This window comes from Pseudomonas veronii (assembly GCF_001439695.1).
Classification (GTDB): Bacteria; Pseudomonadota; Gammaproteobacteria; order Pseudomonadales; family Pseudomonadaceae; genus Aquipseudomonas; species Aquipseudomonas veronii.
On sequence record NZ_JYLL01000008.1, the window covers coordinates 162,178 to 184,454 of the forward strand.

General features: G+C 62.2%; 21 protein-coding genes. 8 read left to right on the top strand and 13 right to left on the bottom strand.

What is annotated here, in order from left to right; genetic code table 11:
• Positions 1-20: 20 nt before the first annotated feature.
• From TU80_RS13265 to TU80_RS13300, 9 genes are all read right to left on the bottom strand, one after another.
• Positions 21-1,319, bottom strand: a complete 1,299-nt coding sequence (locus TU80_RS13265) for an acetyl-CoA C-acetyltransferase (RefSeq protein ID WP_017846499.1) — start codon at positions 1,317-1,319, stop codon at positions 21-23.
• Entirely contained in the window at positions 1,316-2,206 is an 891-nt protein-coding gene (locus TU80_RS13270) for a MaoC/PaaZ C-terminal domain-containing protein (RefSeq protein WP_057004666.1), read from the bottom strand. Before TU80_RS13270 ends, TU80_RS13265 begins: the two co-directional genes overlap by 4 nt.
• Before the next feature lie 3 nt (positions 2,207-2,209).
• The gene (locus TU80_RS13275; protein WP_057004667.1) at positions 2,210-3,553 is read right to left on the bottom strand and encodes a 3-oxoacyl-ACP reductase; all 1,344 of its coding nucleotides are present in this window, start codon (positions 3,551-3,553) and stop codon (positions 2,210-2,212) included.
• A gap of 71 nt (positions 3,554-3,624) precedes the next feature.
• Entirely contained in the window at positions 3,625-6,150 is a 2,526-nt protein-coding gene (locus TU80_RS13280; protein WP_057004668.1) for an acyl-CoA dehydrogenase, read from the bottom strand.
• A gap of 294 nt (positions 6,151-6,444) precedes the next feature.
• Positions 6,445-7,881 carry an outer membrane protein transport protein gene (locus TU80_RS13285; RefSeq protein ID WP_057004669.1) on the bottom strand — a complete coding sequence of 479 codons (1,437 nt, stop codon included), beginning with the start codon at positions 7,879-7,881 and terminating at the stop codon, positions 6,445-6,447.
• Positions 7,882-7,994: 113 nt separating this feature from the next.
• On the bottom strand, positions 7,995-8,504 hold the full coding sequence (gene praB, locus TU80_RS31550; protein WP_164887053.1) for an alkane oxidation protein activator PraB: 510 nt from the start codon (positions 8,502-8,504) through the stop codon (positions 7,995-7,997).
• A 134-nt stretch (positions 8,505-8,638) separates the two neighbouring features.
• Positions 8,639-9,133 (bottom strand): alkane oxidation protein activator PraA, encoded by a 495-nt coding sequence (praA, locus tag TU80_RS13290; RefSeq protein ID WP_017846505.1) that lies wholly within the window; start codon positions 9,131-9,133, stop codon positions 8,639-8,641.
• Positions 9,134-9,268: 135 nt separating this feature from the next.
• Positions 9,269-10,549: an alkane 1-monooxygenase gene (locus tag TU80_RS13295; protein WP_057004670.1), complete on the bottom strand. Its 1,281-nt coding sequence runs from the start codon at positions 10,547-10,549 to the stop codon at positions 9,269-9,271.
• A 294-nt stretch (positions 10,550-10,843) separates the two neighbouring features.
• A complete protein-coding gene (locus TU80_RS13300) occupies positions 10,844-11,842 on the bottom strand; it encodes an alpha/beta fold hydrolase (RefSeq protein WP_057004671.1) in 999 nt (332 codons plus the stop codon).
• Positions 11,843-12,100: 258 nt separating this feature from the next.
• On the opposite strand from TU80_RS13300, the gene TU80_RS13305 reads away from it, so the two are divergent.
• From TU80_RS13305 to TU80_RS13325, 5 genes are all read left to right on the top strand, one after another.
• Positions 12,101-13,639, top strand: a complete 1,539-nt coding sequence (locus TU80_RS13305) for a flavin-containing monooxygenase (RefSeq protein WP_057004672.1) — start codon at positions 12,101-12,103, stop codon at positions 13,637-13,639.
• Positions 13,636-14,526, top strand: a complete 891-nt coding sequence (locus TU80_RS13310; protein ID WP_017846509.1) for an SDR family NAD(P)-dependent oxidoreductase — start codon at positions 13,636-13,638, stop codon at positions 14,524-14,526. Before TU80_RS13305 ends, TU80_RS13310 begins: the two co-directional genes overlap by 4 nt.
• Positions 14,527-14,541: 15 nt before the next feature.
• Entirely contained in the window at positions 14,542-15,390 is an 849-nt protein-coding gene (locus TU80_RS13315) for a metal-dependent hydrolase (protein ID WP_057004673.1), read from the top strand.
• 430 nt (positions 15,391-15,820) lie between these two features.
• Positions 15,821-16,051 carry a hypothetical protein gene (locus tag TU80_RS13320; RefSeq protein ID WP_226927611.1) on the top strand — a complete coding sequence of 77 codons (231 nt, stop codon included), beginning with the start codon at positions 15,821-15,823 and terminating at the stop codon, positions 16,049-16,051.
• Between the two features lie 22 nt (positions 16,052-16,073).
• Positions 16,074-16,403 (top strand): DUF6388 family protein, encoded by a 330-nt coding sequence (locus TU80_RS13325; protein ID WP_046383675.1) that lies wholly within the window; start codon positions 16,074-16,076, stop codon positions 16,401-16,403.
• Positions 16,404-16,433: 30 nt separating this feature from the next.
• Here the strand turns inward: TU80_RS13325 and TU80_RS13330 are convergent, their stop codons facing one another.
• Positions 16,434-17,255 carry an aldo/keto reductase gene (locus TU80_RS13330; protein ID WP_046383676.1) on the bottom strand — a complete coding sequence of 274 codons (822 nt, stop codon included), beginning with the start codon at positions 17,253-17,255 and terminating at the stop codon, positions 16,434-16,436.
• A gap of 105 nt (positions 17,256-17,360) precedes the next feature.
• Between TU80_RS13330 and TU80_RS13335 the strand changes: the two genes are divergently transcribed.
• The gene (locus TU80_RS13335; protein WP_057004674.1) at positions 17,361-17,855 is read left to right on the top strand and encodes a DUF1543 domain-containing protein; all 495 of its coding nucleotides are present in this window, start codon (positions 17,361-17,363) and stop codon (positions 17,853-17,855) included.
• A 66-nt stretch (positions 17,856-17,921) separates the two neighbouring features.
• Here TU80_RS13335 and dapF read toward each other — a convergent pair whose 3' ends face one another.
• Both dapF and TU80_RS13345 read right to left on the bottom strand, forming a co-directional pair.
• The gene (gene dapF, locus TU80_RS13340; RefSeq protein WP_057004675.1) at positions 17,922-18,731 is read right to left on the bottom strand and encodes a diaminopimelate epimerase; all 810 of its coding nucleotides are present in this window, start codon (positions 18,729-18,731) and stop codon (positions 17,922-17,924) included.
• Between the two features lie 25 nt (positions 18,732-18,756).
• On the bottom strand, positions 18,757-20,340 hold the full coding sequence (locus TU80_RS13345; RefSeq protein WP_057004676.1) for a L,D-transpeptidase family protein: 1,584 nt from the start codon (positions 20,338-20,340) through the stop codon (positions 18,757-18,759).
• Between the two features lie 38 nt (positions 20,341-20,378).
• Between TU80_RS13345 and TU80_RS13350 the strand changes: the two genes are divergently transcribed.
• Both TU80_RS13350 and TU80_RS13355 read left to right on the top strand, forming a co-directional pair.
• Complete coding sequence (locus tag TU80_RS13350) at positions 20,379-21,092, top strand: murein L,D-transpeptidase catalytic domain family protein (RefSeq protein ID WP_017846517.1); 714 nt, start codon at positions 20,379-20,381, stop codon at positions 21,090-21,092.
• Between the two features lie 29 nt (positions 21,093-21,121).
• Positions 21,122-21,868 carry a creatininase family protein gene (locus tag TU80_RS13355; RefSeq protein WP_057004677.1) on the top strand — a complete coding sequence of 249 codons (747 nt, stop codon included), beginning with the start codon at positions 21,122-21,124 and terminating at the stop codon, positions 21,866-21,868.
• A 39-nt stretch (positions 21,869-21,907) separates the two neighbouring features.
• On the opposite strand, the gene TU80_RS13360 is transcribed toward TU80_RS13355, so the two are convergent.
• Positions 21,908-22,249, bottom strand: coding sequence for a hypothetical protein (locus TU80_RS13360; RefSeq protein WP_057004678.1), 342 nt, complete (start codon positions 22,247-22,249; stop codon positions 21,908-21,910).
• Positions 22,250-22,277 lie beyond the last annotated feature (28 nt).

Here is a 22,277-nt window from a genome sequence, read left to right on the forward strand (position 1 = left end):
TGTTGTTGTTTTGGATAGCGCTACTTTTCGACGATGGCGGTAATGCCCAGCCCGCCCGCCGCGCAGATCGAAATCAGGCCGCGCCCGCCGCCACGCTCGTGGATCGCCTTGGCCAACGCTGCCAATTGCCGGCCCCCGGTGGCGGCGAAGGGATGCCCGCAGCCCAGGGAGCCGCCGTTGACGTTCATCTTGGCGCGGTCGATGGTGCCCAGCGGTGCGTCCAGCCCCAGCCGTTCGCGACAGTAGTCGGCGTCTTCCCAGGCCTTGAGCGTGCAGAGCACCTGGGCGGCGAACGCTTCGTGGATCTCGAAGAAATCGAAGTCGGCAAAGCCCAGGCCCTCACGTTTGAGCATGCGCGGCACGGCATAGGCCGGCGCCATCAGCAGGCCTTCGCTGCCGTCGACAAAATTCACCGCCGCGGTCTCGCCGGTGCGCAGGTAAGCCAACACCGGCCAGCCGTGTTCGGCGGCCCACGCTTCACTGGCCAACAGCACCACCGAGGCGCCGTCGGTCAGCGGTGTGGAGTTGCCCGCCGTGAGCGTGCCGTTCTGGCGGTCATAGGCCGGGGACAGGCTGGCGAGCTTCTCCAGGCTGGTGTCGGCGCGCAGGTTGTTGTCCCGCGCCAGGCCGCGATAGGGGCTGATCAGGTCGTCGAAGAAACCGCGTTGATAGGCGGCATCCAGGCGCTGGTGGCTGCTGAGGGTCAATTCATCCTGGGCCAGGCGCTTGATCTGCCAGCGCTTGGCCATTTCTTCGCAGTGCTCGCCCATCGACAGACCGGTGCGCGGTTCGCCATTGCGCGGCAGCAGCGGCTTGAAGAACATCGACGGACGCACCTTCAGCAGCGCCTTCACCTTGTCGCCCATGGCCTTGGCGCGATTGGCCGCAAGCAAGGTGTGGCGCAGCGCTTCATTGAGGCCGATGGGCGCGTCGGACGTGGTGTCGGCGCCACCGGCGATGCCCACGTCGATCTGGCCGAGGGCGATCTTGTTCGCCACCAGCAAGGCCGCTTCCAGGCCGGTGCCGCAGGCTTGTTGCAAGTCGTAGGCCGGGGTTTGCGCAGACAGCGTGGTCGATAACAGCGACTCACGCGCCAGGTTGAAATCCCGCGAGTGCTTGATCACCGCGCCTGCGGCGAACTCGCCCAGGCGCTGGCCGTGCAGGTTGTAGCGGTCGACCAGGCCTTGCAGCGCGGCCACCAGCAAATCCTGGTTACTGTCGTGGGCGTACACCGTGTTGGAGCGGGCAAACGGAATGCGGTTGCCGCCGATGATCGCCACGCGGCGGGTCGGGGCCGGGTTGAAGCTGTAGTCATTCATTTAAGGCGCTCGTTCCAGATAAAAAGCCCGCGCATGTGCGGTTTGTCACCGGCGAAGTTGCGCACTTCGAACTCACGCCGCGGGCCGCTCACGGGGCGGCGCCACAGCGCGACCTGGCCGGGCAGGAAGATCGGCAGCTTGAAGTCGCAGTGCGCTTGCGCCTGATCCAGGCCGCCCGGCGGTTGCTCGGCGGCCAATGCGCGGCCCAATGTCCACATGCCGTGGGCGATGGCGCGGCGAAAGCCAAAGAGTTTTGCGCCGATCAGCGAGGTATGAATCGGGTTGAAATCCCCCGAGACCTTGGCAAACCGCCGGCCCACGTCGGCGGGCAGCACCCAGCGCTGGGTGCGCAACAGGCCTTCTTCCTGCAAGGGCAGCACGTCCGCCCATGGCTCACCCACCGGGTTTTTCACGTCGCGCCGCAGGTACAGGCTGTCGCTTTCCCACAGCAGCGTGTCCGCACCGTAGGCCCGGGTGGCGATGCTCAGCGCCTGGCCCTTGGGGTGCGCCACCCAACGCTCGCAATACACCTCCAGGCGCAGGGCCTGGCCCGCGTGCAAGCGCTGGTGCTGACGAATGCGATTGGCCAGGTGGACCATGCCGCTGGCCGGGTACGGGAAACTCGGCCGGGTCAGCAGCATCAGGTGCGACGGGAATGCCAGCACCTGCGGGTAGGCCAGCGGCACGCCCTGCTCATGCCGGAAACCACAGGCGCGGCCATACGCGGCGATGCCGGTGGCCGACAATTCCACCGCCGAACGCACCAGACGCGCCTTGGGCAACTCAGGCGCGCCGTCGAGCTTGGGTTTGCGCAAGGCGCGCAGGCCGTCCAGCAACAACTGGGGCTGCGACGGCGGCGGGTCGATGATCTGCGTCACGTAGTCCATGGCTCAAGCTCCCAGCAGGCTTTGGCCGCACACGCGCACGACTTGGCCGTTGACGCCGCCGGACGCCGGGTGGGCCAGCCAGGCGATGGTCTCGGCCACGTCGATCGGCTGGCCGCCCTGGGACAGCGAATTCATGCGCCGCCCGGCTTCGCGGATCAGCAGCGGGATCTTCGCGGTCATCTGGGTTTCGATGAATCCCGGCGCCACCGCGTTCACCGTGACCTGCTGCGCCGCCGCCAACGGTGCCAGGCCGTGGACCAGGCCGATCACCCCGGCTTTGGAAGTGGCGTAGTTGCTTTGCCCGAGGTTGCCGGCGATGCCGGAAATCGACGACACACAGACGATACGCCCGCCCGGGTTCAGGCCCTGGCATTCCAGCAGCGCGTGGCTCAGTTGCAACGGCGCTTGCAGGTTGACCGCCAGCACATTGCGCCACGCCGCTTCGGTCATCTTGGTGATGGTCTTGTCGCGGGTGATCCCGGCGTTATGCACCACCACGTCAAAGGCGCCGGATTGGCTGACATGGGCCTGCAACAGCGAGGCCGCATCTGCTGCGGTAATGTCCAGTGGCAACGCCGAGCCACCGACGCTGGCGGCGGCATGTTGCAGCGCGTCCTCGGCTTGGGGCACATCCACGCACACCACATGGGCGCCGTCGCGGGCCAATACCTGGGCAATCGCCAAGCCGATGCCACGGGAGGCACCGGTGACCAGCGCGCGGCGGCCGGCGAAGGGGGTGTCCCAGTTGACCGTGACAGGGCCGTCCAGCGGTTTTTCCAGGCGCACCACTTGCCCCGACACATAGGCCGAACGACGCGACAGAAAGAAGCGCAGGCTGCTGTCCAGGGCGTCTTCGGCCCCCGGCGCGACGTAGATCAATTGCACGGTGATCGCCCGGCGCAGTTCCTTGGCCAGCGAACGCACCAACCCTTCGAGGGCGCGCTGGGCGATGGCCTGGGGCAAATCCCGACAGTCTTCGGGAGCAGTGCCGAGCACCACCACGCGGCCATGCTGGGCGAGGCGCTTGGCGTTGGCGTGGAAAAATACGTAGAGCTCATCGAGCTGCTGCAGGTCGACGACGCCAGTGGCATCGAACACCGCGCCCTGCACCTTGACCGTAGACGGCGCCTTGAGGGTCGCTGCAGTGGCGGCGACCGTGTCGGTGGCGCTGAAAATCTGTTGCACTTGCACAGCCAGGCGCCCTGCCCCGGCGACGATCACCGGGTTGGCCAGGCCTTGCTGGCCACGGCGATGACGTTGCAGCAGCAACGGTTGCGGCAGGCCGATGGCCTGGGCCAGGCGTCGGCCCCAGGGAGAATTGACGAACGATAGGTAGCTGTCACTCATATAAACATCCACTCACGATACGGTATCGGTATGAACGCCCGAGCCATGTAGGCGCGTTCATTCAGTGCCACTCAATTGACCGAAGCATTCTCGCCCTGGCTGGTACGACGCTGGGTAGATGGTTGCAACACGTGCTTACGCTGCTGCAACGCCTCGAGCAGACCGAAGTCCTGCGGGAAGTCGTCGACCTGGATGCCGTGGTCGGCATATTCCACATAGCGCGCGAGCAAGGCGTCTTCATCGCTGCTGATCAAGTCCAGCGCCCGCGCCTTGACGCGCCAGGCGGCAAAGGCCGTGGCGGCGATCGGCATCGCTTCGAGCAAGCCCTGTTTGATCGCAGGCTTGAGCCGTGCTTCGATCAGCTCCACCTGCGGCAACAGGCGGAAAGCCAATTCGCCGTAGGCCAGCTTGTCGATTTCCGGACGTGGGATATAGGAATTGGCCAGCAAGCGCTCACGGGTTTCGCCGGGGGTCTGCACCACATCCGCCACCTGGGCCAACAGCCGGTCCGAGGGTTTACGCAGGGGAATACCGAACGGAAAACTCAAGCCGCGCACCACCGCCGCAGCGGCCTTCGACGGATAGTTATCGAGTGTTTCGGTGAGGGCTTCATGGGCGCGCAGCAACGCATCCTGGGCCGACCAATGCACCAGCGGCAAATCCGCCTGGGGCCGGCCGTCATCTTCAAAGCGCTTGAGCACGCAAGACAAGATGTACAACTGCGAAAGAATATCGCCCAGGCGCCCGGTGATACTTTCCTTGCGCTTGAGCGCACCGCCGAGCACACCCATGGAAACGTCCGAGATCAAAGCCAACACCACCGACAGCCGATTGGCCTGACGGTAGTAGGACGCCAACGCCGGCTCGGTCTTGGCGGGTGCGGAAATCAGGCGCCCGCCAGTGAGCGAATGCACTGCGGCGCGCACCGTATTGGCCAGCACAAAGCTCACATGGCCGAACATTGCGCTGTCAAACGCTTCAAGCGCCTTGCGCCGATCGGGGTTGCGCGCCGCTTCCATCTCGCGCAACACATAGGGATGGCAACGGATCAGGCCCTGGCCAAAGATGATCAGGCAGCGGGTCATGATGTTCGCGCCTTCCACCGTGATCGCAATCGGGCTTTGTTGATAAGCGCGGGCCAGGAAGTTGTTGGGGCCCATGCAGATGCCCTTGCCGGCGACGATGTCCATGCCGTCGTTGACGATCATCCGCGCGCGCTCGGTGACGTGGTATTTGGCGATGGCGGAGATCACCGAAGGTTTCTCGCCGGCATCCAGCGATGCCACCGACACCTTGCGCACCGCGTCGCAGGCATACAAATGCCCGGCCATGCGCGCCAACGGGGCTTGCACGCCTTCGAACTTGCCGATGGGCAGGCCGAACTGTTTGCGCATCGCCGCATACGCGCTGGTGCCGCGTACTGCGACCTTGCCCAGGCCGACGTTGGCCGACGGCAAGGAAATCGCCCGACCGGCCGCCAGGCATTCCATCAGCATGCGCCAGCCGTTGCCGACCTGTTCGCGGCCGCCGATGACCCACTCCAGGGGAATGAACACATCCTTGCCGGTGGTGGGACCGTTCTGAAACACCGCGTTGAGCGGCCAGTGCCGACGACCGCTGTTCACGCCCGGATGGGAGGTTGGGATCAACGCGCAAGTGATACCCAGCGAACCCGGCTGGCCGAGTAGACCTTCCGGGTCTTGCGCACGAAACGCCAGGCCAAGCACTGTGGCAATTGGGCCAAGGGTGATGTAGCGCTTGTCCCAGGTCACGTTGAAACCCAGCACTTCCTCGCCTTCGTGCAGGCCTTTGCAGACGATGCCCAGATCCGGAATCGCCCCGGCGTCGGAACCGGCATACGGGCTGGTCAGCGCGAAACACGGGATGTCTTCGCCACGCGCCAGGCGCGGCAGGTAGTAATTACGCTGGGCATCGGTGCCGTAATGCAGCAGCAATTCCGCCGGGCCCAGGGAGTTGGGCACCATCACCGAAATCGCCGCCGCCGAGCAGCGTGTCGACAGCTTCATCACCACTTGCGAATGCGCGTAGTGGGAGAAGCCTTTGCCGCCGTACTGCTTGGGAATGATCATGCCGAGGAAACCGGCGTCCTTGGTGTACTGCCAGCCCTCGGGGGACATGTCTTGCCAGACCTGGGTGGTTTCCCAGTCGTTGGCGATGTCGCACAGGGTTTCGACTTCGTTGTCGAGGAAGGCTTGCTCCTCGGCGCTCAGGCTGGCCGGCGCGGCTTGCAGCAGGCGCTGCCAGTCGGGTCGGCCGCTGAACAGTTCGGCATCCCACCACACGGTGCCGGACTCGATGGCCGCGCGCTCGGTGTCGGACATTGCCGGCATAACTGTACGAAATAGGCTCAGAGCCTTGCTGGTCAACAGGCGGCGACGCAGCGGTTTGATTGTCATCAGCAACGCCGGCAACACCACTAGCAGCGCCACGACGGTGGTGCCGAAAACGGCGACCGCGTTGAACAGGTAGCCGGCCGCCAGCCAGGCCAGGCCGGCGCCCAGCCAGTGGACAGCGGCGGCTTGTCGATACGCCAGGGCAATCGCGGCTGCGAAACCCACCAATAACCAGATCACCATGGGGATACCTCTACTCGATTCAGGGCGTGGCGAACGCGCGGATCAGTCGAAATGACCTGCGGTGCAAAACCACGCTACAAACTCAGAAAACCAGATTAAAATTTTATTTTGAAATTTTTATTTAATGCTTTGATGAAAACATTCGAAGCTGAGCGAGTCAGCCGTGTTGAGCCCATGTGAAAGAGAGTGGAACGGGTCGCCTGCGCGACCCGTCGATGCCATGCTGGGACAAACCGTGCAGAAAGATGCGCTGACTGCTCGTTTCCAGCGTCGCGGCAAGGCTAAAACGATGAATCAGAACTCGTAGGTTGCCGACATGCTGACCACTTCACCCTTTGCTTCAGACTTGCCATCCAGCGAACCACCACCAAGGCGATCCACATTCTTGGTTTTGAGGTTGACGGTTTCCACGAACTGCCGAGAGTACGCCCCATCAATGCTCAACCCAGGAATCGCACGGATCTTGTAGCCAAAGCCCAAGGAAGCGAACGTCCGATCACCATCCGGAATACGCGGGTCACGCGTGGAGTTACGGGTTGGCGTCTGGTCAAAGGCCACGCCGGCGCGCACGGTTAAATCATCGGTGAGTTTGTAGTCTCCGCCGAGCGAGTACATCCATGTGTTTTTGTAGTTATAAGGAATCGACACAATGGTGCTGCCATTGGACTTCAAGGTCAGGTCCTTGAACGACGACCACTCGGTCCACGTGACGCTCGCACCCAAACTCAAGCGATCAGAGAACTGATGTACCCAGTCAATGGATGTATTGGCCGGGATGTCCAGTTGCGTCGTAGCGTTGGCGCCACCGGGATAGAGGTGCAAGCCCGGGTATGCCAATTCCACCAGGGTTTTGCCATCAACCACCGGTGTGGTCATCAACGCTTCCGATCCCGGATCGGCGTAGATATTGTATTTGCCCTCCAGTTTGTTCTTGATTTTGGCGTGGTAATTCAGGCCGAGCGTGTCGAATTCCGTGGGTTTCCAGACGACACCGGCAAACCAGCCAAGGGAGTTGTTGTCCACCTTGACCCGCATCAGCGCATGCCCCATGCCTGCCGGAAATGGAATACCCCCCAACCCTGGCGACTGAGCGGCGGCGGCATAGAGATCGACGTTCTGACTTACAAAACCTTTGGTGTGCTGAAGAATGGTACCGCCACCCACGGAAAACTGATCATTGACCTTGAACGACAGAGAAGCGGTCAAGCCAACCGTTTCGATTCGGGTATCCACGGCAAAATCACGGCCTTTCCAGTCCGGGTCCCAAGTCGTGCGTGCGCCCATGGGCACCACTTGGCTCAGGCCAAAACTGAACCGGTCATTGATGGGGATCACCATGAAACCGGTAGGCACCCAAGCCTCGAAACCACCCTGGCCACCGTCCCCGGTGCGGTCGTGATAGACCGGCGAAAAGTTTTCATCAAGGGTGGTATCCGACATCGGACGGCCTGAATAATCGTAAGCCGAGCCTTTGTACTTGATGTTGATGTCCGCGTAGTTGATGGTGAATTGCGAGATGGTTTTATCAATGAACGCCATCGCCGCCGGGTTATTGAACGCCGATGATGGATCGTCCTTGAACATCGAACCACCACCGAATGCCCGGCCCCACCCGGCTGTGTTAGCGGTAGGAGTCATGAAGCCACCTGCCTGAGCCGCCCCTGCTGCCACCAGACATCCCAGCAATGTCAGGCCGATGAATGCGTGTGCCTGCTGTTTTTTATTATTCATGCTCCACTCCTTATTGTTTTTATCCGTAACGCTCAGCTGATACGTCGGGCTTTTGCGCAACAGACGCCTCTGACGAGGCGCCTGCCTTTGCACGGGTGATCAGTCCGTTGTTCTTATTGCATGTGCAGAGTCGGCGCCTTGACGGACAACGACTGAACAGCACAACTGCCCGAGAGCGACTGGCTGGAAGTCGTCGAGAGCGTTTGAGTGACTTCATCCCAAACCAGATTCAGCGTGCCTGGGCCACAGTTGGAAGGCGGGAAAGCAACGGTCCAGCCAACATTGGTCACAGTAGCGGTGCCCTTTTTGGTGACTGGGTCGTAACTGGTTGCGCTTAATACCCAACCTGGAGACGGAATGTTCTTCAGGACAGGCAAGCCACAGAGTCCGCCGCCAGAGAGAGTTGCCGCAGTGATGGTGACCACACCGCTAGTCACCGTGCCGCCAAAAGTGACTCCGCACGTGATAGGGGCGCCCGCAGACGAAGGAGACGTCACCACAATGGTGCCGGCACTAGTAGTGAAAGGTCCCGCAGGCGTGATCGTCGCCGCGTTGGCCATCGAAGCCGCGCCAAAGCACAGAGCAAGCGAAGTTGCACAAACGAGGGTTTTCAAACTTTTCATTATTTTTCCTCACATGTTATGGCGAGTCATTCGCCAGGGGGTAATGGCCATGAACGAGAGGTCACGGAGAAACTGCAGAACTTCCCTTTCCAGCCAAATTTCAATTCAATTACCACTGCAACTATTGGATATATCTATTCGACAACTTTGAAGTTGGCCGGCATCTTGATCGACACCGTCTTGATCTTGCAGTCTTCGCCAATCGGCACATTGACGGCTTCCAACTTGCCGGTGGCGTTATCCCAGGTGCCGTCGGCCGTGGAGGGGCCGCACTTGCCGCCCAGGCCGAAGGCGTGGACGTCCACGCTGATCTTCGACATCGAGCCGCTTTGGGTGTCTTTGGCCACCAAGATCCACGGCAGGTTGATCGCTTCGACCCGGCTGCACTTGAGGCCGCCGTCGAATTCGACCTTGTCGACATTGACGGACGAACCGTCGGCGGCAACCTTGCCCGCCACCTTGATGGTGCAGTCGGCACTGATCAGCTTGCCTTTGGAAAAACTGATGGGCCCTTGGGCAGTAAACGCACTACCGGCAGGTTCAATACGGGCAGCCTGGGCTTGCTGATAGACAATCAGACCCAATGCCGCCAATAAGATATGGGCGGTGAACTTGGCAGGTGTTTGCATGGTGAACGTCCTTCCCTTGCTTTTATTTTTGTGGGGTCAAACAACTCTCTTGCAATGAAATCGATAAACGCTGGGCGATAAGAAACCGCGCGAGACAAAGATCCCGAGCACGCCAGGTAACTTTTTCAGTTCATCTCAGAACGTTTTGCTATTGCCGCCGTATTGTTTCAGATAGTGCAGACGCTTGGACGGTTGAAGATTGGTCAGGGTGATATCCCCGGCATAATGCCTGAGCACCCGATGGTCCATCCGTCGTCGCCACAAATACGGCACGTAAGCCCAGACAATCATGCTTGCATAACCGTAGGGAAGTTGCGGCGATTCATCGAAGTGACGCAACGATTGATAACTGCGCGTCGGATTGGCGTGATGATCGGAGTGCCGTTGCAGTTGGAACAGAAAGATATTGGTCACGATCCGGTTACTGTTCCACGAATGTCGCGGCGAGCAACGCTCATAACGGCCGTTGGGCAACTTCTGGCGTTTAAGGCCGTAGTGTTCGACGTAGTTCACCACTTCCAGCAGCGAGAAGCCGTAGATGCCCTGGATGATCAGGAACGGAATCACCGCCGCCCCCAACCAGGCAATCATCACGCCCCACAACACCACGCTGTACAGCCAGGCGCTGAGCACGGCGTTTTTCCAGTGCCAGGCCGGCAGGCCGAGTTTGCGCAGGCGTTCGCGCTCCAGGTTCCACGCCGAGCGTGCGCTGAACCACACCGAGCGCGGCAGGAAAGCCCAGAAACTTTCCCCCAGCCGCGAGCTGGCCGGATCTTCCGGGGTGGCGACACGGACGTGATGACCCCGGTTATGTTCGGTATAGAAGTGCCCGTAGAACGTTGGCGCCAAAGTGACTTTGGCCAGGAATACTTCCAGCGGCTTGGGTTTGTGCCCCAGCTCGTGGGCGGTGTTGATCGCGATGCCAGTCGCCGCACCCGTGGACATGGCCATGCCCAGGTACGTGAAGGCACTGACCTGGCCGTGCAGTTGGGTGCGCGAGGTGAGATAGGCGGCCGTTTTCGCCAGCCAGCTCGAAGGTTCCAGCGCGGCGGTGGCCTGGAGCAAACCGCCGTTGATGATCCAGTCGATACCCCCGGCAGCCAGCCAACCGGTGATCACCACCGAAGCGATGACGAACAGCACGCCGGTGTAGATGATCCAGCGGTAGTAGCGTTGCGATTCGAGGTGGTTGACGGCGGACTCGGGCGGGTTACTCACGTCTTCGCCCAACAGGCCATCGATCAGCGGGATGAGGCCGAAGATCACCAATACGCCAACCCACCACAGTTGTTGCACGCCGCTGGTGATTGCCAGTGTGCCGGCGAGTAAAGGCGTTGCCAGGGGCAGGATGCCGAGCCACCACAGGTGGCGTTTGCCGTCGGCCCAGACCTGCGGGGTGGCCAGGGTCTGATTCATGGCAACCTCCGGACGAGGCAGGTGCAAAACAGGTTCAAGGAGCGCGGAAGGCTCCGGGAAATCAACCATGCGATAAAAGACGTTTTTTTCATTGTTATTCGCTCTTAGGCATTTCAAAAATCATTTCAAAACAAACATTGAAATATTTTTTTAAATAAATAACGCGGAATCGTTAGGTCGTCAACTAGTTTATCGAGCCCTTTTTTGCGTGACCGAGCAGTCTCTTTTTCAGCTGGCTGGTCAGGTGTCTAGAGCGCGCATTGACGCCGTTGTGCCGCGACTCGGATGGCCCGATTATTTGTTCGCCAGGGCCAACGGTGGATGCAGGACGGTGGTGTTTTGCGGTGATCGGGCCCGTTTGGCCACCTGTTCCACCACCGCCACAACACGCTCCGTCGCGGTGATCGGCAACATATGGGCGCGCCCCTCCACCAGTTGCAGCTTGAGGCCGGGCACCCGGCTCGCGAGGGCCTGGCCGTGCTTTTGAAAGTCCAGCACCTTGTCCTTTGCGCCGTAGATCAGGCCGATGGGCAGGGTCAGTTGCGGGTAGCGCTTGACCATGCCCGGCAGGTGATCGTTGACCTGGTTGATCTCGGTGGAGGCCGCATAGAAGTTGGCCGGGCGCATGCCGAGCAGCCCGCCGCCGCGTGTGGCGAAGTCCGCTGGTGCAGGATCGGGGGCGAACACGCCCTTGACCACCGAGCCTTTGGTCAGCAGGCCGATCGGCATCGTCAGCGTGTGCGACAGCCAGCGACGCAGCCACGCCGGGCGCACCGCCAATGACAGGAACACCAGCGGCAACAGGCGCTGGGGATGGGTCAGCGGTGCCACCAGGATCAACCCGGAGACCGCGTGGGGATGGTCGAGGGCCAGCGCCAGGGCCACCGCGCCACCGAGGGAATGCCCCAGCACCAGCGGTCGATCCAGGCCCAGCGCCTGGATAAAAGCCGCGATTTGCCGGGCCTGGGCCGGCAGGTCCGCCGCCGTGCCGGGATGCCGGGTCGAATAGCCCGAGCCAGGCCGGTCAAGCGTGATGACCCGGAAATGCTCGCGCAACTGCCCCGACAAGGCGTAGGTCAGGTTGCGACTGCTGCCCATCAGCCCGTGAATCATCACCAGCGGTGGGCCCTTGCCCTCGTCGAGATAATGAAAGCGCTCGCCATCGACGTCCACAAAGCGCCCGTTACTTGGAACGGCCGCTTCGATGCGCCGTGTCATCCAGGCACTGAAGCCCCATGCCACCACGCTCGCACCGACCAGCACACCCGCAGCAATAACCCATTCGACAGCCATAGCTCGGTCCTCTGCTTCCCTGCTGCCGACCGCCCGACCGGAATTGATCAAGGCCTCAGCCATCGCCCACACCCTGGACCTAAACTTCGTGCATACCGTCGCACATGAGGAGCCAGGGACTAGCCTAGGCGATATTTTCAGGTAGATTATTTAAAATCTTTTTTAAAATAAGTAATTCAATTTTCCTTTGCAATGGTGTTCTATCTAAAAAGACAAAACAAAAACAGGAGCACATCCGATGCCCACGCAGGCCCGCCTATGAATGCCCACAGTGATTCCATCGACATCGCCATCATCGGTTCAGGCTTCGCCGGCCTGTGCATGGCGATCAAGCTCAAGGAAGCCGGCTTTAGCGACTTCTTTATCGCCGAACAGGCCGCGACACTCGGCGGCACCTGGCGCGACAACCACTACCCTGGCTGCGCCTGCGATGTGCAGTCCCACGTCTATTCGTTTTCGTTTGCGCCCAACCCGGACTGGACCCGCCAATTCGCCGCGCAAGCGGAGATCCGCGCCTACCTGGAGCAATGCGCCCGACGTTTTGCGCTGGCGCCGTATCTGCGCTTCGGCATGGGCCTGCAACGTGCGGTGTTTGATGAGCAGCAACAACGCTGGCAACTGAGCTTCAGCAACGGGCGCCAGGTCAGCGCGCGGGTGCTGGTGTCGGGCATGGGCGGCTTGTCGCGCCCGGCGCTGCCGGATATCCCGGGGCTGGACAGCTTCAAGGGCCAGCGCTTTCACTCCCAGCAGTGGGACCACGCCTATGCCCTGAAGGGCAAGCGCGTGGCGGTGATCGGCACCGGCGCCAGTGCCATTCAGTTCGTGCCGCAGATTGCGCCGCAGGTCGCTCATTTGGACCTGTTCCAGCGCACCCCGCCATGGATCATGCCCAAGCCCGACCGAGCGATTTCCCGCGTTGAGCGCTGGGCATTCAAGCACCTGCCCTTCACCCAACGGCTGGTGCGCGGCGCCTTGTATTGGGCGCTGGAAGGCCGCGTGGTGGGCTTTGCCCGGCACCCACGGCTGATGAAGATGGTGCAGAAAGTCGCCCTGCGCCACTTGCACAAACACGTCACCCGCCCTGCCCTGCGCAAGGCGCTGACGCCGGACTACACCCTCGGTTGCAAGCGCGTGCTGATCTCCAACGACTATTACCCAGCGTTGTCGCGCAGCAATGTGCAGGTGGTGACCGACAGCGTGCTGCGCATCGAAGCCGATGGCGTGATCACCGCCGACGGCGTCAAGCACCCGGCCGATTGCCTGATCTTCGGCACCGGGTTCCAGGCCACCGACCCGCTGCCCCGCGACTGCATCATCGGGCGTCACGGCGTCGACCTGATGGACGCCTGGCACGACGGCGCCCATGCCTACAAAGGCAGCACGGTGCCGGGCTACCCGAACCTGTTCCTGATCATCGGCCCCAACACCGGCCTGGGGCATAACTCGATGATCCTGATGATCGAAGCCCAGGTCGCCTACATCCTCGATGCGCTGCAACAAATGCAACGCCACCGCATTGCCACGGTGGAGGTCAAACCCGCGGTGGAACAAGCCTACAACCACCAATTGCAGGACAAACTCACGCGCACCATCTGGAACACCGGCGGTTGCCGGAGCTGGTACCTCGACCCTCGCACCGGCAAGAACACCACCCTGTGGCCCGGCTCGACCTGGCGCTTCAAGCAGATCACCCGGCATTTTGCGCTCAAGGATTATGTCGCCAGCATGGCACCGATTGACGCGGCGCCCCGCGCAATGGCTGCGCCACATTCCACCGCAGAAGGGAGCCTGTCATGAAGTCGTTCAATGGCCGCGTGGCGGCGATCACCGGCGCGGCATCCGGCATGGGCCGCGCATTGGCCCTGGCCCTGGCGCGCGAAGGTTGCCACCTGGCGCTGGCGGACAAGAACAGCCAAGGCCTGGACCAGACCGTGGCGTTGATTCAAACCGCCACCCTGGCGCCGGTGCGGGTGACCACCCAGGTGCTGGATGTGTCCGACCGGCACGCCATGCAAGACTGGGCGGCGCGTTGCGCTGCCGAGCACGGCCAGGTCAACCTGATCTTCAACAACGCCGGAGTGGCGCTGTCGAGCACCGTCGAAGGCGTGGACTACAGCGATCTGGAATGGATCATCGGCATCAATTTCTGGGGCGTGGTGTACGGGACCAAGGCCTTCCTGCCGTATCTCAAGGCCAGCGGCGACGGCCATGTGGTCAACACGTCCAGCGTGTTCGGGCTGTTTGCCCAGCCCGGCATGAGCGGCTACAACGCCAGCAAATTCGCGGTGCGCGGCTTTACCGAAGCCCTGCGCCAGGAGTTGGACCTGCAACGTTGCGGCGTCTCGGCCAGTTGTGTCCACCCCGGCGGCATCCGCACCGATATCTGCCGTAGCAGCCGCATCGACGCCAACATGACCGGCTTTTTGATCCACAGCGAACAGCAGGCCCGCGCCGATTTCGAAAAGCTGTTCATCACCGACGCCGACCAGGCCGCCAAAGTGATCCTGCAGGGCGTGCGCAAAAACAAACGCCGCGTGCTCATCGGCCGCGATGCGTATGTTCTCGACCTGCTCACCCGCTGCCTACCGGCGGCCTATCAAGCGCTGGTGGTGTTCGCCAGCAAGCGCATGGCCCCCAAACGCCCAACGCCGCTGTTTGACAGCAACGACGAGAGCCGTCTCTGAACAGGAGCAAGCCCCATGCTACCGATCCGTCGCGATATCCGCTTTGCCTTGCCGGCCGAACGCATCAAGGACTGGCACGAACAAGGTCCGTTCATCACGCATTTTTTCAATGCGTTGTCGCTGCTGTTTCCCCAGGGCGAGCTGTTTTTCATGGACAGCGTGCGCCACTACCGCCAACGCATCGATGACCCGGCGCTGAAACAGGAGATCCAGGGTTTTATCGGCCAGGAGGCCATGCACAGCCGCGAACACCTCGCCTATAACGACTTGCTGCAAGCCGCAGGCCTGCCGGCACATCGCCTGGACCGGCGCCTGAAATTCTTCCTCGACCTGCAGAAAAAACACCTGCCGCCGGCGTTCAACCTGGCGGTGACCATCGCCCTGGAGCATTACACCGCGATGCTCGCGGAAATCCTCCTGAGCGACCCTTCGCGCTTCGGCGATTCACACAAGGGTTACCAGCAGATGTGGTACTGGCATGCCCTCGAAGAAACCGAGCACAAGGCGGTAGCGTTTGACGTGTGGAACCGCGTGATCAAGCCGGGCCCCCTGCGCTACCTGCTGCGCACCGGGAGCATGCTGACCACGACGCTGCTCTTCTGGCTGGTGGTGTTCGACTTCCACCTGCGCCTGCTGATTGCCGACCGCAAGGCCGGCGGGCATGTGCAAGGGTTCTGGCGCATGCTCAAGTTTTTGTATGGACCCAAGGGCGTGTTCCCGCGGATGCTGCGGCCGTGGCTGCACTACTTCAAGCCAGGCTTTCATCCGTGGGACCACGACAACCGTGCGCGCCTGGCGAGGATCGAGGGCTTGGTCGAAGAGATCGAACAGACCCAGCGCGAATACCGATCGGCCCAGGCCTAGACCCGCCGCGCACGCAACCTGGTACAGCGCCACGGCCATCGTGATCGCCGTGGGTGCTCGGGTCGGCGTCGAGGCGCACGCCGCCGACGCCGAATAACACACAGCGCGCCCTCGCGGCCGGCGCGCAGCCCCTCGAAGACAGGGCCGGGAACACACCGGCCAACGCCACACATGACCAGGCGCGGCACGAAAAGCCGTTGCGGTCGCCCAGTTGATTTTTCAGGTTTCTCAGCACGCTCATGTGCGCGCTTGCGCTTTAGCGACGGAACTTTCTGATAAAAACCAGCCCCTAAGCCTGTTTCAAGATGTAATATCTGCGACTTTTTCAGGGTTCCCGGATCGCGCAGCAAGGGGAACACGCTGAAATCGCCAGCAGCAAGGAGCTTGGCTTGAGATGCAACACAAACGGTCTAATACTATGCACCCACTGATGTTTAACGCACTGCTGTGGTTATGTGGGGTTGCCTTGCTCTACCTGGCCAAGGCGGTTATGGAGCTGTTTTTAGGGCCGATCAGCGAAACCTGGATCGACCTGACGCTGGTGCTGACCGCGTACCTGTTACTTTTCGTCCTCGACCCCATACGCACCCGGATAAACCGCCGCATGCGCAAACGCGCCCGGCGTAGACAGGCTTGCCAAGACACCGGCGCAGATGCCTGACTTTTTTTCGAGGAACCCACCTGTGTCCCAACCCGGCGATACCCATCAACTCGCGCTGGACCGATTTCTGCAGGCACACCCGGATGTCCTCACCCAACTGGACACTCTGAACCCGCTGGCCGCCCAGGCCAAAGGCGAAACCCTTGCGCAATACCGCGCCGAACGCCTGCATGAGGCGTTCGAAGCCGAAGCCGAGCGCCTGGGGCTGTTTGCCTGGGAGCTGACCCTCAAGCTGACGGCCGAATCCGCCCAGGCATTCGAAGCGCAACGCCTCGAAGTGCATAAGGAAGTGGCGCAGATGGCGGGGATGAGCTGGGACGAATACTGCGAGTTGCATGGCGTGAGCGGCTGACGCGGCACGCCCCATGCTGGTTTTATCGCCTCACACCATCGCCAGCGGATGCTTGCGCTTGGGCGCTCCGAACACCCGGTCGATGGCGTCGAGGTCGTGTTCGTCCAGCACCAGTTGAGCGGCGGCGGCGTTGAGCCGCACATGCTCTTGCGTGACGGCCTTGGGGATGGCGATCATCCCGTCCTGACGCACTACCCAGGCCAGCGCGACCTGCGCGGGCGTCGCCTGATGCCGATGGGCGATCTGCTGGAGGGTCGGGCTGGACAGTAATTCGCCGCCTTGCGCGATCGGACAGTAAGCCATCAACGGCAAGTGATGTTGTTGCCACCACGGCAGCAGGTCGAATTCGATGCCGCGCTCCTGGATGTTGTAGAGCACCTGGTTGGTCGCGCAGGCCGGTGACGCAAGTTCCTGCAGGTCGGCCACATCGAAGTTGGAAACACCCCAGCGGCCGATCTTGCCGGCTTCGCGCAAGCGCTCGAACGCCTCGACGGTTTCTGCCAGCGGGTACTGACCGCGCCAGTGCAGCAGGTACAGGTCAATGTAATCGGTGCCCAGGCGCTGGAGGCTGGCATCGCACGCGCGCGGTACGCCCCGGCGGCTGGCGTTGCGGGGGTAGACCTTGCTCACCAGGAACACCTGCTCGCGCTTGCCGCGAATGGCCTCGCCGACCACGCTTTCGGCGCCGCCTTCGCCGTACATTTCGGCGGTGTCGATCAAGGTCATGCCCTCGTCGATACCGCACTGCAACGCCGCGACTTCGGCGCGGCGCCGGTCCGGGTCTTCGCCCATGCGCCAGGTACCCTGGCCGATGACAGGGACCGGAACACCGGCCAGATCGATGGTTCGCATGACAACCTCCTGATGCGTTCGCGGGTTAACAGTGTGGCATTCACCGGACAAAAGGGTTCAATCGAAGTATGGTTGCCTTTTGCCAAATCGCCGGAAGGGCCTGCAATGCTGTTTGTCGTGATGCTCGGGGGCAAGCACCCACGGGCCAGGATCGAAGTCCATGACGTGGTATTCGCCGTGGCGGATACGCTGGAAGCCACCTACCCACAGTTACGCGATGCCTGGTTTGGCAGCCCCAAGGGCGTGCATATCGATTCGTGGATGGCGGTCGATGGCGTCGACGGTTGGAAAGTCGAACTCAGCCACCTGGCGCCCCAGGCCGGCGCGCAGCGCCTGTACTTCATCAACCTGGGCGGCTATGAGACCAACCGCTTTGGCGAGGCGCATCACTACCTGCTGGTGGTTGCCCGCGACAAAAAGGAAGCGACGGGCAAAGGCAAGCAACAGCTGCTGCGTCACTGGTCACAGGCCCACACCGACGGCGTGCTGGACATCGACGACTGCCTGCCCATCGATCTGGCCGACGGCCGTTACCTTCACCTCGTCCAAGCCCCGCACCGGCCGGTGCTCCAGCAGAACGACTACATTGTGCTGGCGTGAACCGGCTTTACCCGCTCCGCCGACGCTCAACCGCCGGCACCGGATGAACCGCTGCCGGAACTCAATTTACCCTATGGGCACATAGACGATGCCTTGCATGATCGGCTCCACGCTCCCGGTCAACACCACGCCGCCCTGCCCGTCCCACTGCACGGTGACTGTGCCGCCGTCGCATTGCACCTCGACGCGGTCGTCGAGCAAGCCGCGGCGAATCCCATTCACCACCGCGCCGCAACAGCACGAGCCGGACCCGAGCGGCACGCCGCCGCCGCGCTCCCAGATCCGCAGGCGAATATGCCCGCGATCGATGACCTGGACAAAATGCACATTGGTCCTGGCGGGGAACAGCACGTGGGTTTCCAGGGCCGGGCCCAGGGTTGCCACGTCGACAGCGCCGAGGTCCGCGACAAAGAAGGTGCAATGGGGGTTGCCCATGCTGCACGCCGCCGGGTCGCCTTCGAGGGGCAAGTACAGTGTGTCCATCGACTCGGCCAGCGGCACCGCGGCCCAGCCCAGCGATGGCGCGCCCATATTCACCGACACCCGCCGCCCCGACTCACGCACACAGGTCAGCAAACCGCGGTCGGTACGCAGCACGATGGAATCGGTGCCGGCTTCATGCATCAGCCGCTCGGCCACACCGCGCGTAGCGCTGCCGCAGGTTTGCAGGGGCGTGCCATTGGGGTTCCAGAATTTGATCCGTGCGGCAGCGTCTGCGCAATCGAGCACCACCGCCAACTGATTGAAGCCGATGCCGGTGTGGCGATTGCCGAGACGGCGAGCGACCTGCGCGCTGATCGGATCATCCAGACCACGGCGATCGATGATGAGGAAGTCGTCGCCGTGGGCGTGCATCTTCACGAAAGGCAGCGTCATGGCGTGTGCTGTGGGCGGTGACAAATCAGAGCACGCTCCCCATGGCTTTCATCAACACGGGGTCACGCCCGTAGATATCGGGCGCATACACCAACTCGCCCTGGCGATCCACTTCCACGGTCCAGTACCCGAGCAACACCGGCACCGGCGTCGCCAGGCGGAATTCATGGGTCACGCCGGTGGCCAGCAATTCATCGGTGCGAACGCGCTCCGCCGGGCTCACCAGCAGGTCGCGCAGCAGCAACGGTTGTTCGACCCGCACGCAACCCGAGCTGAACGCACGCGGGCCTTTGGTGAACAGCGGTTGGCTGGGCGTGTCGTGCAGGTACACCGAGTACGGGTTGGGGAAACGCAGCACGATCTTGCCCAGCGGGTTGCGCGGGCCGGCTTCCTGGCGCAGCAGGATGTTGCCGGGGCGGGTCCAGTCGATGTGTTCGGGGGCCAGCGGGCGCCCTTCGGGATCGAGCACTTGCAGGTTCTGCTGGCGCAGGTATTCGGGGTTGAGGCGGATGGCCGGGAGTTTGTCCTCGCGCATGATGGTGGGCGGCACGGTCCAGGTCGGGTTGAGGGTCAACCGGTTGATGCGTGATTTGAGCAGCGGTGTCTGGCGTTCGGCGCGGCCGACCTGCAAGCGGGTTTGCCACACCGGGATGCCACTCTGATAGACACTCAATTGCGCGGCGGCGACGTTGACCACCACGCCTTCGGGCTCCAGGTCCTGGCTCAGCCAGCGGAAGCGCTCCAGGTTGATGCGCAACTGCTCGCGGCGCACCGCCGGGCTGATGTTGAGTTCGGCCACGGTGCCGGCGCCGATCACGCCGTCGGATTGCAATGAGTGACCGACCTGGAAGGCCTTGACCGCCTTGACCAGTTCGTCGCGGTACTGCTTGCCGTTGTCCTTGGGTTCGCTGGCGAGGTAACCGCCGCGGTAGAGGCGCCGCGCCAGTTCCGGCACGCGCGGGTCTTCCATGCCGGGGCGCAACAGCGGCCCGCCGGCGACCGCGTCCCAATGCGGTAATGGCTGCTTACGCAGCGTGGAATAGACGTTGCGCAGGCTGCGGTATAAATCCGCGCTGGGCCGGGCCTGGTCGAAGGCTTGCGCCATGTCGTGCAGCCCGGTGGCGGCGAAGGCCAGCACCTCGGTATCCAGGTCGCGGGTGGGCGGCTGGAAATGCCACAGCGGTTCGAAGCGCGATTGCTGCAGGCGCCCGTAATGCAAATCCTGCAGGGCTTGCAGGTACTGTTCGCTGCTGCCGATATCGCTGCACAGCACGTTGTCCGTGGCGTTCGCCGGGGGCAGGCTATAGTGGGTGGGGTCCAGGCCGTCGTCGGCCAGCATCAGCAACTGCGCTTGCAGTGCCTGGCGGCGTTCGGCGACCCACAGCGGCACATCGCCCTGCTGCCGATAGAACGCCTGCAGACGCGCCAATGTCGCCGCGTCGATGCGCGACGCAAGGCTGGGGCACACGCTGGGCAACTGCGCGAGGGCCTGTTGGACCGGGCTGGCTGGAATCACCGGTAACGTGCCCATCGGTACTTCGTCGGCTGTAGCGACCAGCGGTGCAACGAGCAAGCAAATGCTCAAGTAACATGCGTGTTTTTTGAACAATAGCTTTGCTCCAATCCACAGTGGGGGATGTACTGTAGATGCTGACTTTTATGTGCCGCCTCGGCCTGATGACCTTGACCGTGGCTACGCTGAGCACCGTTGTGCTCGCCGCCGACGGCAACCCTGTTTCCTTGTATAGCAGCCTGGCGCGCTCGGCTCCAGAACTCAATCCCACTGTACTCAAAAGCGCGCTGAACGCGGTGCAGTGCGCGGTCAATAATGGTGAAGAGCGTTCCGAGCGCCTGGCCGTGATTGACTATTCCCAGCCTTCGACCGCTCGTCGGCTATGGATTTTCGATTTACGCAAAAAGACCCTGGTGCTGCGCGACCTGGTGGCCCACGGGGCCAAGTCCGGGGAAAACTTCGCCACCCAGTTCTCCAATCGTGAAGGCAGCCACCAGTCCAGCCTGGGCCTGTTCCGTACCCAGGAAAGTTACCTGGGCACCCATGGCTATTCGTTGCGCATGGACGGCCTGGAGCCGGGCTTCAATGATCAGGCGCGCGACCGTGCCCTGGTGATTCACGCCGCCGACTACGTCAACCCGTTGTGGAGCAAGCGCGAAGGCCGTATCGGCCGCAGCCAGGGCTGCCCGGCGGTGCGTCCGCAGGTGGCGCGCCAGGTGGTGGACAAACTCAAGGATGGGCAGTTCATGTTCTCGTGGTACCCGGACCAGCGCTGGTTGAAGTCTTCGACCTACCTCAACTGCAAACCCCAACAGGTGGCGAGTAGTCGTACAATCCGTGGCGGTTAGCCTGTCCCCACCGATAAAGAGAGCGTCGCATGCTTCTACATAAGTCCACCTGGATCGAGATCGGGCAGTTTCTGGAGCGCAGCCGCACGGTGGTGATCCCGATCGGCTCGAATGAGCAACACGGCCCCACCGGCCTGCTGGGCACCGACTGGATGTGCCCGGAAATCATCGCCCACCAAGCGCAGCTACACGCAGACATCCTGATCGGCCCGACCTTCAATATCGGCATGGCCCAGCACCACCTGGGTTTTCCCGGCACCATTTCACTGCGCCCTTCCACCTTTATTGCCGCGATTGGCGACTGGGTGCGTTCGCTGGCCGGGCATGGTTTCGAGAAGATCCTGTTTCTCAATGGCCATGGCGGCAACATCGCCACGATCGAAGCGGCGTTTTCCGAGCTGTATGCCGCCGCCAGCTTCGCCCGCCAACCGGCCGGGTTTGCGCTGAAACTGGTGAACTGGTGGGATCTGGACGGCGTCAACGAGCTGGCTCACCGGCAGTTCCCGGTCGGCCACGGCAGCCATGCCACGCCGTCGGAAATTGCCGTGACGCAATGGGCTTATCCGGAGTCGATCAAGTCTGCCGATTATTCGCCGCAGATCGCCAACACCGGGCCGATCCGTGAAGCGTTGGACTTCCGCGCGCGCTTCCCCGACGGGCGCATGGGCTCGGACCCGGCCCTGGCGACCGTGGAGAAAGGCGCTGAGTTGGTGGCGTTGGCGGCTCAAGGGTTGGTCAAGGTTGTCGACAGCTTCAGCCACGAAGCAACCCCTTGAGCCAACCCTCGTGCCCACCGAGTTATGGGTGGCTTGCGGTTACTTGCACTCTTGCGCCGTCAATTCCAGGCGCGACGGCGTGATGGTCGACGCGAGCGGCTTGCGCTCATACAGGAACACCTTGGTGCCGTCCTGGCTCTTGTAGGCCTCCAGTACATCATCGGCGGCAACCTTGCTGGTCAACACCACCTTGGCGTGGCGCGAGTTCTGCGTCACGGTCGAGGTGAGGTTGTGTTTTTCAAGCTTGGGCAACACGCATTGCATATAACCTTCGGGGGTCTTGGCGGTTTGCAGGGTCAATGTCGGCGCATTCGGAGCGGAAACACAACCGGCCAGTAACAAAGAAGCGACAGCCAGGGCCGGGGCAAAAAAAGAGCGCATAGAAATCCTGAATATATAAAAGGAAAAG

Coding starts and splice junctions, on each gene's coding strand:
- TU80_RS13305 (WP_057004672.1), top strand. CDS start 12,101: ATGAATGCCCACAGTGATTCCATCGACATCGCCATCATCGGTTCAGGC.
- TU80_RS13295 (WP_057004670.1), bottom strand. CDS start 10,549: ATGAATCAGACCCTGGCCACCCCGCAGGTCTGGGCCGACGGCAAACGC.
- TU80_RS13335 (WP_057004674.1), top strand. CDS start 17,361: ATGCTGTTTGTCGTGATGCTCGGGGGCAAGCACCCACGGGCCAGGATC.
- TU80_RS13355 (WP_057004677.1), top strand. CDS start 21,122: ATGCTTCTACATAAGTCCACCTGGATCGAGATCGGGCAGTTTCTGGAG.
- TU80_RS13280 (WP_057004668.1), bottom strand. CDS start 6,150: ATGGTGATCTGGTTATTGGTGGGTTTCGCAGCCGCGATTGCCCTGGCG.
- TU80_RS13320 (WP_226927611.1), top strand. CDS start 15,821: ATGTTTAACGCACTGCTGTGGTTATGTGGGGTTGCCTTGCTCTACCTG.
- TU80_RS13285 (WP_057004669.1), bottom strand. CDS start 7,881: ATGAATAATAAAAAACAGCAGGCACACGCATTCATCGGCCTGACATTG.
- TU80_RS13360 (WP_057004678.1), bottom strand. CDS start 22,249: ATGCGCTCTTTTTTTGCCCCGGCCCTGGCTGTCGCTTCTTTGTTACTG.
- praA (WP_017846505.1), bottom strand. CDS start 9,133: ATGCAAACACCTGCCAAGTTCACCGCCCATATCTTATTGGCGGCATTG.
- TU80_RS13275 (WP_057004667.1), bottom strand. CDS start 3,553: ATGAGTGACAGCTACCTATCGTTCGTCAATTCTCCCTGGGGCCGACGC.
- TU80_RS13350 (WP_017846517.1), top strand. CDS start 20,379: ATGCTGACTTTTATGTGCCGCCTCGGCCTGATGACCTTGACCGTGGCT.
- TU80_RS13310 (WP_017846509.1), top strand. CDS start 13,636: ATGAAGTCGTTCAATGGCCGCGTGGCGGCGATCACCGGCGCGGCATCC.
- TU80_RS13265 (WP_017846499.1), bottom strand. CDS start 1,319: ATGAATGACTACAGCTTCAACCCGGCCCCGACCCGCCGCGTGGCGATC.
- TU80_RS13270 (WP_057004666.1), bottom strand. CDS start 2,206: ATGGACTACGTGACGCAGATCATCGACCCGCCGCCGTCGCAGCCCCAG.
- dapF (WP_057004675.1), bottom strand. CDS start 18,731: ATGACGCTGCCTTTCGTGAAGATGCACGCCCACGGCGACGACTTCCTC.
- praB (WP_164887053.1), bottom strand. CDS start 8,504: ATGAAAAGTTTGAAAACCCTCGTTTGTGCAACTTCGCTTGCTCTGTGC.
- TU80_RS13300 (WP_057004671.1), bottom strand. CDS start 11,842: ATGGCTGTCGAATGGGTTATTGCTGCGGGTGTGCTGGTCGGTGCGAGC.
- TU80_RS13315 (WP_057004673.1), top strand. CDS start 14,542: ATGCTACCGATCCGTCGCGATATCCGCTTTGCCTTGCCGGCCGAACGC.
- TU80_RS13330 (WP_046383676.1), bottom strand. CDS start 17,255: ATGCGAACCATCGATCTGGCCGGTGTTCCGGTCCCTGTCATCGGCCAG.